The following is a 17,963-nucleotide window of genomic DNA, read 5'->3' as shown; positions in this document are numbered from 1 at the left end:
AATGGAATATTCAAAAAATGACACTATATTACTGGTCGTAACATTAGTTTTACTTTCCACAAAAGAGGAAAAAATATAGAGACTTTACAAATACTAAGAATAGCAAACTAGATAGTTTTATTACCACATCACATAAAGTGAAACTTTAATCAGTGGGGGTTTTGTTCATCCCCCACTGATTATTAGCCCACACCAATCGGGCTTTTACGGGCAGTAAGACTCCCACCTAACTTCTTTGCTTCCGCTGAATTTTGAGGTGGGGTCTTACTGCCCGGCAAATAGCGAGATAAACTTATTAATAATTTCCAAATACAATAGTTGTTAATCAACAAAAAACTTCAATAACCAAGGTGCACAGTAAATTGACCTCAAATCAATAATTACTACAATATCAGGTTTTGCTTATTCTATAAAAAAGAAATATCACTTAAAAACTATTCCTTTATATCGATTTAGACATAAAACATTTTATTATATCGGCTTAAGTATTATGGAATTAAAATTACAAATAACATCAAAACCCTTTTAAGGACTTATACATCGTTCGTATCGAATTTATCACCTTTCGATACCTATGTCATTAACACAACTAAAAAAGATTATTACAAAGGAATCTGAGAGGTTTTTTCAATTTCGAAATTTATTTTTTTGTAAATTAAAGGAAAAATAATCCGTATATATACGGATTATTTTCTTAGTGTAATCTGTATTGACCTGTTAACTGTTTTTCAGCCATTCAAACTAAGCGTTTTGTAATCTCTCCACCGATTCGAACCATTTGCAGATGATGTGATGTATCAGGTCCCAGTGTGACTCTTAGTTCAAAAGCAATTTCATACTTCATTTGCTCAATAGTACTTGTAGTAGCAGAAATAAGAATTTCATTTGTATTACTTTCGTATCTTTGAATATTTATAAATAACATGTGCCTAATTATGCTATTTACGTATGAGTAACCTAATTTCTTCTAGTATTTTTATGGGAACCCTTTCCCTCCCCTTATTCCACCAATTAAATTTGAAACACAAATGTACATTGCATTCAATATAACAATAACAGCTACAAAAGCAACGAATTAAGTACTTTAAAGTTAAGTGTTTAAGCTTGAAGTACTTAATTCTTTTTTCCAGATAAAGCATACATTATATCTTGATGCTTTATTGTCCTCTTATAATTATGTGGTATCGGGAATTTATTTCGGTGTTCTTTCATTATAATTAAAGTTTGAAGCTCTATGCTCAATACTTTTGCGAGAACATGATAGTTATATCCATTGTTTAACAGAGAAATTATGTCATAAAACATAGTTTTTCCGCCTACTAATTTTACTAATCTATTCTTTAACTCATCCCTTTTTTCTTTAGCTTCATTAATTTCTAACAACATGGATTTTTTATTTGTTTGCTTAATGTATTGAGTATATAACTCTGGGAATTCTTTTTGGACTTCTTTGTTTAATACTGGTTTATATTTAATCATATAAGTAACTTGTAACAATGAGCGTTTTAACAAACTATCTTCAATGAGATACGCTACTTTATTAAATAAATGTACATATTCCTTAATATTGGAATAACTATTAAAATGAGCTAATACTCTACTTTTTATACTAAAAGCCTTGCCTACATAAATAATATTGTCATTATAATCTTTAATGAAATAAATACCACTATCAGATTTTTTCAATTTATTATCCAATTCTTCTATACTCATAAAATGCAATTCACTCATACTTCTCTCTCCTTAGCGGTTTTAAATCGTAAAAAACAAGCAAGGTTTCTAAAAAAGTACTTAGCTGCCCTAGCATCTCTTATTTTATCTCTTGCTAAATGTCAAAAAACTGTTTCTATGTTACTCAACTATCAATATGATTATTAATAAAATTTTCGATCGTTATTATCTCGCAATTTTATCATGTAATTTCGAGATCGTTTCCTCATTTAAATTACTGTGTTTTATCGAATAAAGGAAATATATTACTACCCCAATAGTAATCCAAATACTAAAGTACACCCATGTCCTTAACGGTAAATTTAGCATTAAAAACACACAGCATACAATTGCAACGCATGGTAATACAGGTACAAAAGGTACCATAAATCCACGTTTTAAATTTGGGTGTGATTTACGAAGGATAATAACTGATAGACAAACTAACGCAAACGTCACCAAACTACCGATATTAACTAAATTAACTAATTCTTTCAAATCAATAAACCCAGCTATTATAGAGCTCCCTATTCCTGCCAATCCAGTTATAAAAGTGGGTGCTCCAGTTTTCTTATTAACTTTCGCAAATGATTTCGGTAACAATCCATCACGACTCATTGCAAAGAATACTCGTGTTGCCGCATACATATTGGAAAAAATAACAGCCATAAGGCCAATTACAGCACCTGCAGCAATTGCACCAGCGACTTTTCCTTGTCCTACAACTTCCATTACATAAGCCATTGCCTCAGGGACATTTAATTCTTTATAGGAAACCATTCCTGTCATAACAAGGCATACCATAACATAAATAATTGTACATATGATTAATGATGCAATAATACCGATCGGAAGATTACGTTTCGGGTCTTTTACTTCTTCTGCTGAAGTTGCTAATATATCAAAACCCGTAAAAGCGAATAAAATAGCTGCTCCACCCGTAAAGACTCCACTTAAACCGTATGGTGCAATTGGTATCCAGTTCATTGGTTTTACATAGAATATACCAACCGTAATAAACAACAAAATCATTCCAATTTTAATCGATACCATTGTATTATTGATTCGTTTACTTTCCCTCGTACCACGGGATAACATCCATGCTAATATCAATGTAATGATTACCGCTGGTAGATTCACAATACCACCATGCGAAGGAATCGTTACTAGAGCTTTAGGTATCTCTAATCCAAATCCCTTTATTAAATTGTGGAAATAGCCTGTCCATCCAGCAGCGACAGCCGCTGTTGCCACGATATATATTAACAGCAATGACCAACCTACTAGATGAGCAACAAACTCACCAATTGTTGCATATGAGTACGTATATACACTACCAGACGCCGGGAGTGTATAAGCAATTTCCGCGTAACATAATGCTATAAATCCACATATAATTGCCGCAAGTATAAATGAAAAAACAACTGCTGGACCAGCATTTCTTGCTGCTACTAATCCAGTTAACACAAGAACACCCGTTCCAACTATCGAGCCTACCCCTAACATAATTAAATCAAATGCTCCTAATGTTTTCGTTAAAGTCTTGCTTTGATTATGCTCTAACAATTGTGTAACGGATTTCTTTTTTAGTAAATTACTCATATTTTCTGTATCCCCTTTAAAATAAGGTTTGTTCTTCTCGTTAGTGTTGTATATAAATTTACTTAGTTATTAACTAGCCTCATAATATTTCTTTTACATTAAATAGATTTGAAATATTATATAAATTCGCTTCTCACTTACTAGTTAAACTAGACATTTCCATAGATTTTTGCGTACAACGTTTCATAGCTGAAATGATAGCTGTTCTTAAACCTTTTTCTTCTAGCGTTACTACAGCTTCTATCGTCGTTCCACCTGGAGAACAAACCATATCCTTCAATTCACCTGGATGTATTCCTGTTTCCAATACCATTTTTGCAGAACCTAATACAGCCTGAGCCGCAAATTTATAAGCTTGTTTTCTCGGCATACCGCCAAGTACAGCAGCATCTGCCATGGCTTCTATAAACATATACACATATGCTGGAGAAGAACCACTAATAGATGTAACAACATCCATTAGTTTTTCATTTATGACCTCCGTCTGGCCGAAAATATTAAATATGTTCAGTACCTCTTTTATATCTTTTTCTGTAACCATTTCATTAAAACATAACGCAGACATTCCTTCTCCAACAAGTGCCGGTGTATTAGGCATTACTCTAACAACTTTCAACTTTCTACCAAATTCATTCTCAGTGCTCTTAATACTTTTTCCTGCAGCAATAGTTACAACGATTACATCATTTTTTATTTGATCTTTTATTTGGTTAATTACCGATGAGTATAAATCTGGTTTGATTGATAAAATTAAAATGTCAGCGCTGTTAGCGACTTCATTGTTGTTAGTAGTTATAGTTATGCCATATTCATTACTAGCATTTTTTAAATTAATGACATTTAAATCTGAACAAATTATTTGATCTGGAGAAACTATATTTTTTTTAATCATCCTACCTATCATAGCAATACCCATGTTTCCACATCCGATAAAACCTATTTGTTTATTCATAATAATTTGCTCTTGCTCCTTCTACTCTAAATTTTATTGATTTTGAAATTATTATTCTAAATAAGGGCTATTACAATTACTTGGTTTATCAATAGAATTTCAAAATTCTCCTTCCTATATAGAGCTTACATATACCTCTAATAACTTCTTTGCTTTCGCTGAATTTTGAGGTGTGAGTCTTACTGCCCGGCAAATAGCGGGATAAAATCATTTCTTTAATCTATAATAAGAAGGACATAAAAAAACAAAAAGTTACAAAAATTTTCAAATTAAAACTTTTATAACTTTTTGTTTTGATTCAAATATAATTTCAATTAAGGTATCTCATCGTTTTAAACTTGACGCTCCATAATCTTGTATAGTTACATTTATATGATATTTAATCGGTACTTTACTAAATGTTTGATCCCAATCTTTTTTGACTTTCTCCCATGTTCTCGGGTGTTTAATTCTTAATTGGTTGCCAAAACCCGCAATATCGACTTGATATTCTTTTTGTATTTTTTTTGTAACATGATGTACTAAGTGCTTTACTTCTTTTTCAATAGCTTTTTCTTCCTTTTTTAAAAATTCATTTTCAAAATCTTTTCCTGATTGCATCCAATTTTCAGACAAACGCCCTACTGATTCAATGTTTACATCAAAGGAAATATTATTTCCGTTAACATGTGGTATGATTTTGCTTTTTATTGACTTTATTTCGTATATAATGAGTTTCTTTGATTCTTTATCAAAAGTTTTTACCACACCACCATTCCTTTTTCCGTTTATCCATACTACTCCTTCCAATTCCTGTTCATTTAAAAAGCCCATCAACTTTTTTGTCTTCCCTTTAATTACAGCAGCTCCTGCAAATTTTGTTTCCCCTTTTATCGAGATTACATTTTGCAAAAGAAAACTGGACCCTGACCGCATCTTTCCTTCCAATTTAGCGAGCGATACAGGAGGTAAAATCCTTGTTGTTCTATTTCTATTATCTGCAATTCCAGACAAACGAAATGCTGGAATTTCTCCTTTTTTATTTGATTCCAGTACCTCCTTCGCTAGCCCCTTGCTAATTAAGAGCATACAGCTAAGCCGAACTTCATTGTCACGGAGATACTGTTCAAGTAATTGTTCTAAACTGTATGTACGTACAAGACTATCACTAATAACAATGTTTTTTAAATGTGGGCTGAACATTGTGCTCTCTCTTTTCAATGAAAACTCACGAACAATTTGATGAATGGAATCACCTGTCTCAGAAACATTAATATAACGTTTTTGTTGTCCATTTCCTTTACTTTGTGCTTGCGAACTAACAATTTGATAAGTAGCTGTTATAAGATTTCTTTTAGGATAACCTCCTTCCTCATCCTCTTTCTCAATTGTTGAATCCTTCCCTTTATCTAGTGCTATACCTGCAGTTAAACTCAACTCTTCTACTTCTTTACTGCTCCAACATCCTGTTAAAAATAGAAGCAAAAGCGTCCATAACAAAGCAAAATAGAACCGCATATAATTAAATTTATTTTTCACACTACTCCTCCTTTTAATCGCGTAATAATAAGAAGAAGCAGTGGCAGTAAACCAAATAAAAATAAAGCAGCATTACCGAGCATATCCCCCAATTTAAGCAAGTCATTTATATTTTTCGAAGTCATAGCAATGATGTAAATGATTGGAATCAAAGCAAAAATAAACGGATGAATACTCTTTTTAAAGAGTTGCGCTAATCCTAATGCAGCTGCATAATAACTAATCGTATAGGTAGCAAATATTTGCATAATCCATATTACAAGCAGTAAAGATTCAAAACGTTCAAATATCAATCCAGAAATTTCAAAACTGCGCATAAGGTCAATTGTCGGCCATGTTCTTGTTACAACCCCATCAATTGATAATGCACCAATGACCATTACAACAGTTATTACATAAAAGATTAACGGAATAGAAATTCCAACTAAAATAGCTTTTACTGCTTTATTTCGTTGTTCCATAAATACCAAAAGAATTAACATAATTTCAGGACCTGTATATGCGAGAGACGTTGTTTTTATCCCATCTAATACTGGTTTAATTCCCAAACCTAATACGGGACGGAGATTATCTATCTCGAATATTCCGATGCTCATAAAGGAAATGATTAAAAAAATAAAAACAGTAATAGGAAATATTATTTCAAACATCCGTGCAATTGAATTAATACCACTCATAATCAAATAGAGACCTATCCACATAAAAGGCATAACAATAGCCCATGTGGGGGTTCCTTCGAGCAAAAAAAAGCTTATTACTTCTGCCATTGAACGAATTTGAAATGCTGAAGTTGTAAGAAAATACCCTATAATAAGAAAACTAAGCAACCTGCCTATCCATTTCCCTACAATATCTTGACTGTATTGGTAAAATGTTTTTTCTGGAAACTGCTGACTTAATTTGACCATAATTACTCCTGAAACCATTGCCAGTATTCCACCTAATATCACACTTATCCATACATCTGGTGTTTTCACTTTTTCCACAGATGCTCTAGGCAGAGTGAGAATTCCTGTCCCAAGTATGTAATTTACAATAATAACAACTGCCTGTGAAGTTGTTATTCGGTCTTTAAGTTTAGTAATCACTGAAGGCCACTTCCTTTCGTCATCAGCTACCTTTTGCGGATATTTTTTTTGGTATGCATTATTTTTGGTCGACGTCTCATTATTTTTAATGGCATGCGAACCATAAAATCTTTCCAGTCACTGAATCGATATGGAACAGCAGGACTGGTATAAGGAACGCCAAAACTTTTCAGTTTCACTAAATGACTGCAAAGTAAAAGAAAGAAGAGAATAACTCCATACAAACCAAATATCGCAGCACAAAACATAGCTACAAAACGAAGAATGCGTAACGTAATTCCTACACTATATTGTGGAATAGTAAAAGAAGAAATAGCTGTTACCGCAACAACGATAACCATTATTGGACTAACAATTCCTGCTTCTACGGCAGCCTGACCAATTATTAAACCGCCCACAATTCCCATTGCAGGTCCAATTGGTTTAGGCAGACGTAAACCTGCTTCTCGCAAAACTTCGATAGCTACTTCCATAATTAACGCTTCTATTAAAGCGGGAAAAGGAACTCCTTCTCGCGATCCGATAATAGAAATAGCGAGCTTAGTGGGAATTAATCCTGGATGAAATGAAATAAAAGAAATATACAGTGCTGGAGCAAATAATGAAACAAAAGCTGTCATGAAGCGTAATAAGCGGAGAAGCGTACCAGGAAGCCACCTTTCATAATAATCTTCTGGTGATTGCAGCAGCATACTAAATGTAACTGGAGCAATTAAAACAAATGGTGTTCCATCTAACAAAATAGCTACTCGACCTTCCATTAAAGCACTAATAACACGATCAGGTCGTTCTGTATTTTGAATCTGTGGAAAAGGACTTAGATAATTATCTTCAATGAGTTGCTCTATATAACCAGATTCGAGTACACTGTCTATGTCAATTTTCTGAATTCTGTTTTTTACTTCATCCACCAATTCTGTACTAGCAAGATCTCTAATAAATGCGACAACTAACTCTTTCTTTGCACGTTCTCCTACTGGTAGCTTTACTAATGATAAACTCTCATCCGCACAATGTCGTCGCAAAAGTGAGGTATTATCACTTAATACTTCAGTAAAACCGACCCGTGGCCCTCTGACTAATGCCTCCGATACTGGTTCTTCAATGTTTCGTTTATTTGCTTTTGTTGTACCAAGAATAAACACATCTGCTAAACCATCAATTAAAAGAGCTGTTGAACCTATCAATACTTTGGGTATTAAATCTTTTATGTAATGGACTTCTGCTACTTCACTAATTGTAAGAACTTTATTTTTAATATATTCTTTTGAAACAGTCCCCTCCACATAAGAAGATTCATTTTTATATTCATCAGAAAAATCATCCATTAGTAATTTCATAATATGTTTGTCAATTATCTCTTTATCTGATAGGCCATCAACAAAAACGATCCCAGCCTGAATATCTGTGCGTCCAATATTAAACTTCCGAAAGCGAACATCAGAATTATGTCCGATTTGTTGCTTTATAAGTTCTAAGTTAGAGGCAAAATCATTTGTGAAATGAACGATTGCATTTTGAGAAGGTTTATGCTCTTGTTTCGTTTTACTTTGAATATTATTTTTTTCCACTTGTTTGTCTCTTGACTTCCACCAACTCATTCTTCCCACTCTTTCTCTGACATACGAACCCAATGAAAAACTCTTGAGATAGTATACGGAATTAAAAACAAGATAAAAGCTTGTACAAAGACTTTCCAATCTGGAAGATAAGAAGTAATTATGTTCCACATTTTTATCACCCAATTTATATACTCTGCTAGGATTGAGATTTCTAAAAAACGATATGTACTTAATAAAAAATAACGATAAGATTAAAGAGCAGAAAAGCGAGACATTATGCTTGTTTAGTACCAATAACCTAATTAGTATAAAAACATTTCTGACCTAAAATACCATTTCCAATTATAATTTGTTAAATATTATCTCCTTTTCCGTTATTTATATGCCCGCATTTGAATTTCAAATAATATAAGGATCAATGATATTTCCTCTTAAAGAAAAAAAGATGCTAGAAGATAGCATCTTTTTTTAAATTCAACTTACTATGTATTTATATTTTATTGTGAAAATACTCGTTTTTTTTAATGAATATTAATGTTTAAAAAATAAAAAATACATATTCTTTTGTTCTAAGTTCATACACTTCTACCAAATCGATACGGAATTTTCTGATTTTAAAACTAATATGAAATAAAGGAGAATAAAAAGAAAAACTATTATCAATCTATCAATTGAAAATAATACTTAGCAAGAGTTTATCATCTTAGCTCCAAGTGTATTCGTTTTGCTTCAAAATAAAGAACTTGAATAAATTTTTTCGTATCAATACGAGCAGGTAATGTTGGTTCATTATTCAATTCTGTCATCTTTCTCCTTACGGTAGTAAAATCAAAAAATCTAGAAGCATAATTTTCGAACTTCGGGTTTAAAAAATCAGTAAGTCCAAGGGATGCTAAATGGTTTAATGATTGATAAATTGCTCTCCGAATCCGTTGTTTGGAAGCTTCTATGAACCTTTTTAATTCGGCATCTTCAGCTGAATCCCCAAGTTTTTTTTGAGCCAAATTCATAAAAATCTCTTTTAGTGAGGGAAAGCCTTGTTCCAACGTGTTATCTTGTTCATATTTATATAAATAATCTAGCATATCCATTAAATCTTTACTTCCACTTTCACTGGCTATTCCTAATTCAGACAAAAGAAAATGAATGGAATTTTGAAAATGATTAAAAGTATTTAAATGTTTTTCATTACGGTATTTTTCTTGCGCACTTGAATTACTATCCAATTTTAGTACCATATTAAGCGATTCTTGAATGTTTTTTATTGATTTTTCCAAACGAATTCGTTCAATGACTTTCCGAACAACTGTTAATACTTCAATCCGGTTAATTGGCTTAATAATATAGTATTCAACACCAAGCGAATAAGCTTCAGCAATTAATTCTTTTGATTCTACTTGAGAGACCATGATGATTTTCCCTTTAAACGAAGGGTTTATTTGACGGATTGTTTTTATTCCATCTTGAATCGGCATTAACAAATCGATAAATAAAATGTCTATATTTTTAAGGATTAGCATTTGTTGCTCTAAAGATAAACCATCCTCAGCTTCACCTATAACCTCCCCAAGATCTTCATCCTCGATAATTTGAGCCAACATTGAGCGAACCGCTTTTTCATCATCTACTATATAAAAATACATAGAATCACCCTTTCGAAATTATATGATCAATCCCTAATCTAATTATAAAAATTGATCCTTTTCCTTCGGTTCTGTCCTCAAGCGTAACATCACCTTCAAGTTGTTCGACCATTTCTTTAACATACGATAATCCGATACCTGTCGATGGATTGCCTAAATCATCATATTTAGAAGTAAACCCAGGCTCAAAAATTGAATCTTTATATTTTGAAGAAATACCAGGACCATTATCGCCTATTTGAAATTCAACAAAATGGTGGTCTTTATTAATGTCAATTGTGATGGTTCCCATACCTTGGATAGCTTCTACAGCGTTTGTAACGATATTATTTATAATAGATAAGATTGTGTAAATATGATAATGAGGATGCACACCATCAATTTTATACACAAATTGGATGTCTTTCTCTAGCAACCGTGCATATTTCGTATTTGCCCGTATAATGATATTTACTAGTTCATGTACAGACATATAATCTGTAAAACTTTCATCAGAAATTAGTTTTGAAAGCCCCGCAAAAATACGTTGGTTATCCTTTTTAACGTCATGGACCTCACCAGCAATTTGTAATGCCTGTTGCCTTAAATCCCCAAACTGAAAATCCATCTGTTTGTGCTCAAAAGAGTCTAAGGTTTTATATAAATCATAGGATTTTTTTGTTATATTCTCAGCATCTTGTAATGTTTTTTTTAAATGAACAGCATCTTCATATAAATTAGAGATGAGCATGAGCATGTGTTCATTTTGTTTCTTTATGTGTCTCTCCCTTGATTGCGCTTCATACAATTTCATCATATTGAAAAAGCTTAGAACTATAAAACTATGGGAACATGCGATAACAATGATCTCATTTATTGCCTCGGATGTGATTGATGTTTTTAATACGAAATATTGAATCATTAATTCCACACAGTCTGACAGTATTTCAATCATGCAACCAATAAAACCAATCATTAGTGGTTGATGATAAAAACGTTTAATTTTTGCTAAATGAAAGAGATACGAATAAGTAAAATAAAAGAAAAAACTAGGATAGTGAGTATGAAAAGCGGCTAGCCAATCCATATTTCCCTTTATAATGACATCCATTGAGATACGAAATACTACAACGACTATCGCTGTTAAAAAACCCGGTAAAAATGCTGGAATTCTTCGAAACAATAACAAAAAAAAGAAAAATGTTGGTGCACCAAAGCTCATTCTAAATGTTTCATTTAAAGGAAATGACTTTATTTCACCTACTAAGGGTACTGTAAGTATCATTAAAACGAGAATATAGATGTCTTTTTTTACTAAATTACTAAGATTCAAAATAATCACTTCTCACTTTCGCCTAACAGTCAGTATACAAACCTATTTGCATTAATACAATACTTACTCTATTTTTTTCAAAAACTGATAAATAAGATATAAACGAAAGTATTATAGATTGTGAGTATTCATTACACCCTTCTACTTTAGAAAGATACTTTATAACTCAAAAATGTTCAGACACAATATAAGGTCTGAACACTTTTGGAATCGTTCTTACACCAAAATATCTGTGCTCCTTTTTAAAATATACTTAAATCCCATTCTTTTGCAATATGTTCTAACAACATAATTCCTGGTAAACTATTCCCATATTCATCAATGGCCGGTCCGTAAATACCAATACCACATCCATCTTGGAACGATAAATCCTTCCTAGATTTTGAGGGAACCAGTGTCATAATTCCGCCGGATACCCCACTCTTAGCTGGTAATCCAATGAAAGCAGCAAATTTTCCAGAAGCGTTGTACATTCCACAAGTAAGCATTAAAGCTTTTGTTAACCTAGCTACTTCTTTAGGGAGCACTTGTTCTTTGCGAATAGGATGATATCCATCATGTGCTAGTATAAGCCCTATTAAGGCAATATCTTCAGTATTTATTTCAATCGAACATTGTTTTAAGTAAACCTCTAGTGTCTCCTCCACATCTGATTCTAGAAAACCATTCTCCTTTAAATAGTATGCTAATGCTCTATTACGATGAGCGGTTTCCCATTCTGATTGAAATACTATTTCATTAATAGCGGGACGCTTCTCTATCATTTTTTCAATTAATACGTATAGAGATTCTAATTTTTCTTGCACCGATGTCCCTGGCAAAAGTGAAGCTATCGTAATCGCTCCAGCATTGATCATAGGATTAAAAGGTTTTCCTGGTTTATGTATCTCTAAACGAATAATTGAATTAAAGGCATCTCCAGTTGGCTCTACGTCAACTCGTTCTAATACATAAGAAATACCACGACTTAAACAAGCGGCTATAAAACCGATTACTTTTGATATACTTTGTAATGTGAAAGGTATCTCCCAATCTCCTGATTTTATCATTGTTCCATCTGGCTTTACTATACAAATACCTAACTGCGATACATTTATTTCCCCCAGAGCGGGAATATAACTGGCGCTTCGTCCCTTAGCTGCATACGCTCGATAATGAGCTACCCATTGATCTAAGCAAACTTTTTCTTGCCCCTCAACTTGAACGCTAGATTCCTTTATCATTTAATCATATTCCCCCGTACTATTAACTTTATATAGAATGATTTTTTCTTTACTATAATCAATACTATTTGCACTAGAACCAAGAAAAATATTCAGACATATTGCAGTCTGAATATCCTTCTTATTACACACTTTTCTTTTTTGAAGTTTTCTCATAACTATCCCAACATTCAATATTTTCAAGCCCTTTAATGTTTTCTTTATAAAAAATAGGATCTTTACCAGCTTTTTTCTGGTTTATATAATCTTGTAACGCCGCAAATGCTACTTTTGAAAGTAAGGTAATAGCAATTAAATTAATAATAACCATAAAGCCCATAAATAAGTCCGCTAAATCCCATACAATTTGAATCTTTGCAACAGAACCAAATACAATCATAGCCAACACACTTATTCTGTATATCATTAACCACACTTTACTTGTATGTAAGAAGCGAATGTTTGTTTCACCATAATAATAGTTGCCAATTAACGCACCAAATCCAAATAAAAAAACAAAGATAGCAAGACAACCCGATGCCCAAGAACCGATGTGTTCACTTAATGCTGCTTGTGTAAGTGCAATACCATTTAACCCCGGTTGTTTATATGCATCAGACAGCAAAATAATAAAGGCAGTGCTAGTACAAATGATCAGTGTATCCGTTAATACACCAAATGCTTGAATCAGTCCTTGTTTCACCGGATGACTTGTTGTTGCTGTTGCAGCAACGTTTGGTGCACTTCCCATACCAGCTTCATTTGAGAATAAACCGCGTTTAACTCCATTCATAAGTGCTGCACCAATTGAACCGCCTGCTATTTGTTTAAAACCAAATGCGTTTTGAACAATAAGAGAAAGAACTTCCGGCATTTTTGATATGTTGGTAACTACAACAAATAATGCAACTCCAATGTATAATACCGCTAAAAATACCACCTTGTATTCAGCCATCTTTGCAATACGTTGTACACCACCAAAAATAATCGCAGCGAAAGCAATGGCCATGATTATCCCAACTGTTAGACGATCTGTACCAAATGAGTTTTGAAAAGCAATTGTAACTGTATTTGATTGTACTGAATTGAATACAAGACCAAAAGTAATTGTGATTAAAATAGAGAATAATACTCCCATCCAACGTTTATTCAACCCTTTTTCCATATAATAGGATGGACCACCACGGAAACCAGTTTTATCTTTTACTTTATATATCTGTGCTAATGTGCTTTCGACAAAACTGGATGCCGAGCTAATAATAGAAATAATCCACATCCAAAATACAGCTCCAGGACCACCTAATGCAATTGCAATCGCAATTCCTGTGATATTCCCTGTTCCAACGCGGGCTGCCATACCAATACAAAACGCTTGAAAAGGAGAGATTTGATCTTTAGAACCACTTTTCCCCTCCATTAATACACGAACCATCTCTTTTAACATTCGAAACTGTACAAAATTCAATTTAAATGTAAAATAAATTCCGCAAATAACAAGCATAATAATTAATAATTTAGACCATAAAAAATCATTTGTTGATCCGACTAAGTCTACAAAAAGCCTTTCCATATCATCACTCCATGCCAAAATTTGTATATCATAATCTATATAAAATCACCTATATTTCCTGTTACAAATACCTCTTTCATATTCAAATACAACAAGGATAAAAATTTTCTATATTAATCGTATTGGCCTGTTTAAGCAAACATCACAACATGTAACCGTAAAACTGAAATTTTGAAGTACTTAACGCTTATACAAACGGATGCTCTACCCCTTTCTGCAAACTAATATTTTTATCCACTAACATTGTTGTACTATTATGTTTGTTTCGTTTACCGGTGATTTAAATCATAATAATCAATAGTGATTAAGTGGTTTTTTGTTAATTGTCTCAAGAACATGGAAATATCTCCTTTCCCACTACTAATCTCAAAAATAGGCTAGGTAAAAATTTCACGAAAAATCTATAAAGCGCTTTCAATCTTTAAATAAGAGAAGCTTGTCTTTAATTTATAATTAAAAGTACAGAATGTTACGAAAAAGTACAGATTTTTATAAAAACAAAATTATTTTAAGATTTTTCATCTAAAAAAACAGTGAGATTTTTTGAATTTTATACAGTACCCAAACGTCGCAGATTTTGTTCTACCTATCCTTTGGCAAGCCTCTATTTTCTTCATAAAAACATGCATACTTTTTCTCTTTTAAAACTTCTTATAAAGTATTTGAAATCAAGAATCAATAGAATATTATAAGAATATTAAAAAAATAAAACATTTAATTTATTTATGGTATCATACAAAAAACATTTGTTTTCTCAATTAATCCCCCTAGCTGGATTCGTCTATATTGCACATATTTATAACATTAAAGACACTAAGAAAAAAGGATTTTGTTGAAGGGATAAAACATTACAAAACTCTTATTTAGGACCTTATGTCATCCTCTTTTCTAGCAATATTGAGTTATCCCAAAAAACGTATATTTACTAACATAGATTACAGGTGGTGTATTGTGAAAGAAATAGTATTCGTTCAAAATAAAAAAAGACTCCTTATGAAATTCGAATTTTTAAAAAAGGATTTAGTACTTACCATTTCACTAATATTAGCAATTGTAAGCTGCTTAATACATTCGCCAAGGTTCGAATATATTAACTTTGAAGTGTTAATTAGCTTATTTAATCTAATGGTGGCCATTAAAGCCTTGGAACAGCTAAAGATATTAGACAAACTTGCCGTTGCGATTTTAAATAAATGCAATAACAGCAGGTCAATATCTATTATTCTAATTTTGTTATGCTTTATTTGCTCCATGGTTGTAACAAATGATGTCGCCCTCCTCACTTTTGTACCAATAACACTTGTCATTAGTAAAAAAACACAAATAAACATGATGGATACAATCATCTTGCAGACAATTGCGGCAAACATCGGTAGTAGCTTGATGCCTATGGGAAACCCACAAAATTTATACCTATATTCTTACTATGGAATTAAGCTCATCCCATTTTTAGGTTCATTCCTGCTTTTAGCTGTACTTGGAATTAGTTTGTTATTTATATTTACTCAAAAACTTCAAAAAACAGATTTAAAAATAGAACTACCTGTAATTACCGTGAAAAATCGAAAAAAAGCTACCATCTGGATTTTGATACTTATCACTATCATTGCATCTATTTTTGGTGTCATTGATTATTACATTGCGCTAATAGTCACATTGATAGCAGCATTTACGTTAGATAGAAACTTACTATTTAAGATCGATTACTTTCTTCTAATAACCTTTGTCGGTTTTTTTATTTTTATCGGAAACATTTCCCATTCGGATGCGCTGGAGACATTTGCTCGCGCTAATTTAAGAGGAGATACTTCAGTCTTCTTTAGTTCCATATTTTTGAGTCAATTGATTAGCAATTTTCCTACTTCAATTCTTCTATCAAACTTTACTTCTGATTGGAAAGCTTTATTACTAGGAGTAAATATTGGAGGGCTTGGAACAATTATCGCATCTTTAGCCAGTGTAATCTCCTATAAACTATTCATTCAGGCCAATGTTAAAGAGAGTAAGGCGTATTTAATTAAATTTAGCATTTACAACTTTTTATTTTTAATCATACTTACATGTATACAATACTTTATTTTTAAATTTCTATAACTTTAAAAAGTGATTACTACTAGAATAATAAAAACCAAAACTTTCTCAACATTAAATTGGGAAAGTTTTGGTTTTAAAGTACATAATACTTACAATTAGCATTATAAGCAAGATCCACAAATTGCATCAATTAACTCACCAGTTATCCAACGACTGTCTGATGATCAAAGAAAATCTCTAAAAACTAGTTGATAATCTTTTAGAATTAAACTTTCCTATAATACTATTTGCTATTTCTTCAATATTTTCATTTAGAAAGAAATGATTACCTTCAAAAGAATGAAAAGTACACGTTTTACTTGTGTATCGTTCCCATTTTATTACTTGATCATATGTAGTAAATTCATCATTTTCCCCATTAAATATAAGAAAATCAATATCACATGGTTGTGTATTTTTGTCATGAATATACGTCTCAACGATTTTAAAATCTGCTCTTAGAATAGGGAGAAAAATCTCCATTAATTCTTCTGATTGCAGTACCCCAGATGGTGTACCTCCCATTGCAATAACTTCTCTTTTAAATTGCTCATTAGAAAGATTATGTCGGATATTTTTTATTTTACTATTTGGATGATTTCTACCGGACAAAACAAGAAATTCAGGCGATACGTTTTTAGAATCTTTTATTTTTCTGGCTACTTCATAGGCGATCAAACTTCCCATGCTATGCCCGAATAGAATGTAGGGCGAATCATCTATCTGCATAACTATTTTATTGTAGACATCATTTACTGCCTCTTCCATACTTCCGTACAAGTTTTCTTCAATTCTATATCCTCTACCAGCTAACTCTATCGGGACTACCTCAATATATGGATTAAAGTGATTTTTCCATTTTGCGTAACTAAAAGCAGATCCCCCAGCATGTGGAAAGCAAAAAAGTTTAGTCTTCTGCATTGATTTTCTCCTTACTTTCAAATTTGTATATATTTTGGCAAATTGCATAAATGTCTTTAATTATTATCTCTTGCGGAAATTCATCCCTTGTTGCACAAGCAGATAACTTATAATTTGGATCAATGTTATATTGTTTAAAGTAAAAGTTTTTAGGTATATTCTTGTATGAAATTAAAGTTCGTGATTCTTTTTTTATAGAGAATGAATTTAATGGGGTATAAAGCCCTTTTCCAATCGTTTTTATATAGCTTTCTTTTAATGTCCATAAATCAAAAAAACAATTAATTTGTTCATCAGAATTCATATTAGATATATCATAAAATTCATCCGCTGAAAAAAATTCTTTTGCTAATTTAAGAACCTCTATCTCTGAAACCTTTTCTATATCAATACCCACATTAAAATTAGCAGTAGTACAAATCACCCATTCTCCTGAATGTGACAGATTAAAATGAAAGTCAGAAAAATTTTCAATAAAAGGTTTTCCATACTCATTATATTTAAATCTAATTTCTTCATTATTAATTTTATACTTTTGGCAGATTAGAGATCGGATTAGTAAATCCCCTATCAGAGTCCTATTAACGTCGCATGAGTTTAATAAACGCTTCATTCGTTCTTTCTTCTCATTTGAAACCAAGTTACTAAGTTGCTTAAACAAATGACTTTCAATATTCTTTGGTATTTTCACAGCTTGAATGTGTATGATAAATCACTTCCTTTTTAAAAGATGGCTTCATATATGTGCGTTACATAAATTCAAATTAACTTTATTAAATTGCAAATACAATAGAAAAGGTGCATATTTAC

Annotated in this window: 14 protein-coding genes and 1 pseudogene; 1 reads left to right on the top strand and 14 read right to left on the bottom strand. The window is 32.0% G+C overall.

Annotated elements, in window-relative coordinates; all coding sequences use genetic code 11:
• Positions 1–736: 736 nt before the first annotated feature.
• From BUA87_RS03585 to BUA87_RS03535, 11 genes are all read right to left on the bottom strand, one after another.
• Positions 737–925: an alpha/beta-type small acid-soluble spore protein gene (locus BUA87_RS03585; protein WP_000897404.1), complete on the bottom strand. Its 189-nt coding sequence runs from the start codon at positions 923–925 to the stop codon at positions 737–739.
• Positions 926–1,113: 188 nt separating this feature from the next.
• A complete protein-coding gene (locus BUA87_RS03580; protein WP_002094012.1) occupies positions 1,114–1,731 on the bottom strand; it encodes a GIY-YIG nuclease family protein in 618 nt (205 codons plus the stop codon).
• A gap of 165 nt (positions 1,732–1,896) precedes the next feature.
• Positions 1,897–3,312 carry an amino acid permease gene (locus BUA87_RS03575; RefSeq protein ID WP_072938451.1) on the bottom strand — a complete coding sequence of 472 codons (1,416 nt, stop codon included), beginning with the start codon at positions 3,310–3,312 and terminating at the stop codon, positions 1,897–1,899.
• Positions 3,313–3,445: 133 nt separating this feature from the next.
• Positions 3,446–4,264: a pyrroline-5-carboxylate reductase gene (gene proC, locus BUA87_RS03570; protein WP_001041313.1), complete on the bottom strand. Its 819-nt coding sequence runs from the start codon at positions 4,262–4,264 to the stop codon at positions 3,446–3,448.
• Between the two features lie 324 nt (positions 4,265–4,588).
• The gene (locus tag BUA87_RS03565) at positions 4,589–5,782 is read right to left on the bottom strand and encodes a Ger(x)C family spore germination protein (RefSeq protein ID WP_000790793.1); all 1,194 of its coding nucleotides are present in this window, start codon (positions 5,780–5,782) and stop codon (positions 4,589–4,591) included.
• Positions 5,779–6,870, bottom strand: a complete 1,092-nt coding sequence (locus BUA87_RS03560) for a spore germination protein (RefSeq protein WP_000628928.1) — start codon at positions 6,868–6,870, stop codon at positions 5,779–5,781. The genes BUA87_RS03565 and BUA87_RS03560 overlap by 4 nt, the downstream gene beginning before the upstream one ends.
• A gap of 26 nt (positions 6,871–6,896) precedes the next feature.
• Entirely contained in the window at positions 6,897–8,471 is a 1,575-nt protein-coding gene (locus BUA87_RS03555; RefSeq protein WP_000119211.1) for a spore germination protein, read from the bottom strand.
• Positions 8,472–9,130: 659 nt separating this feature from the next.
• Positions 9,131–10,075 carry a response regulator gene (locus tag BUA87_RS03550; protein WP_000274080.1) on the bottom strand — a complete coding sequence of 315 codons (945 nt, stop codon included), beginning with the start codon at positions 10,073–10,075 and terminating at the stop codon, positions 9,131–9,133.
• Between the two features lie 4 nt (positions 10,076–10,079).
• Positions 10,080–11,396: a sensor histidine kinase gene (locus tag BUA87_RS03545; protein ID WP_000584793.1), complete on the bottom strand. Its 1,317-nt coding sequence runs from the start codon at positions 11,394–11,396 to the stop codon at positions 10,080–10,082.
• Positions 11,397–11,629: 233 nt separating this feature from the next.
• Positions 11,630–12,610 carry a glutaminase GlsA gene (glsA, locus tag BUA87_RS03540; protein ID WP_000588988.1) on the bottom strand — a complete coding sequence of 327 codons (981 nt, stop codon included), beginning with the start codon at positions 12,608–12,610 and terminating at the stop codon, positions 11,630–11,632.
• 124 nt (positions 12,611–12,734) lie between these two features.
• Entirely contained in the window at positions 12,735–14,159 is a 1,425-nt protein-coding gene (locus BUA87_RS03535) for an alanine/glycine:cation symporter family protein (RefSeq protein ID WP_000440276.1), read from the bottom strand.
• Between the two features lie 951 nt (positions 14,160–15,110).
• On the opposite strand from BUA87_RS03535, the gene BUA87_RS03530 reads away from it, so the two are divergent.
• Positions 15,111–16,253, top strand: a complete 1,143-nt coding sequence (locus tag BUA87_RS03530; protein WP_072938448.1) for an anion transporter — start codon at positions 15,111–15,113, stop codon at positions 16,251–16,253.
• 101 nt (positions 16,254–16,354) lie between these two features.
• Here the strand turns inward: BUA87_RS03530 and BUA87_RS32095 are convergent.
• The 3 genes and pseudogenes from BUA87_RS32095 to BUA87_RS03520 form a co-directional block, all read right to left on the bottom strand.
• Positions 16,355–16,426, bottom strand: a pseudogene (locus BUA87_RS32095) (short-chain dehydrogenase); the annotation flags it as partial.
• 4 nt (positions 16,427–16,430) lie between these two features.
• Positions 16,431–17,153, bottom strand: a complete 723-nt coding sequence (locus BUA87_RS03525; RefSeq protein ID WP_001172934.1) for a thioesterase II family protein — start codon at positions 17,151–17,153, stop codon at positions 16,431–16,433.
• Positions 17,140–17,766, bottom strand: a complete 627-nt coding sequence (locus tag BUA87_RS03520) for a 4'-phosphopantetheinyl transferase family protein (protein ID WP_178340542.1) — start codon at positions 17,764–17,766, stop codon at positions 17,140–17,142. The genes BUA87_RS03525 and BUA87_RS03520 overlap by 14 nt, the downstream gene beginning before the upstream one ends.
• Positions 17,767–17,963: the final 197 nt, after the last annotated feature.

The organism is Bacillus sp. bc15, from assembly GCF_900142585.1.
Classification (GTDB): Bacteria; Bacillota; Bacilli; order Bacillales; family Bacillaceae_G; genus Bacillus_A; species Bacillus_A cereus.
This window is presented reverse-complemented; position numbering and strand designations above follow the sequence as displayed.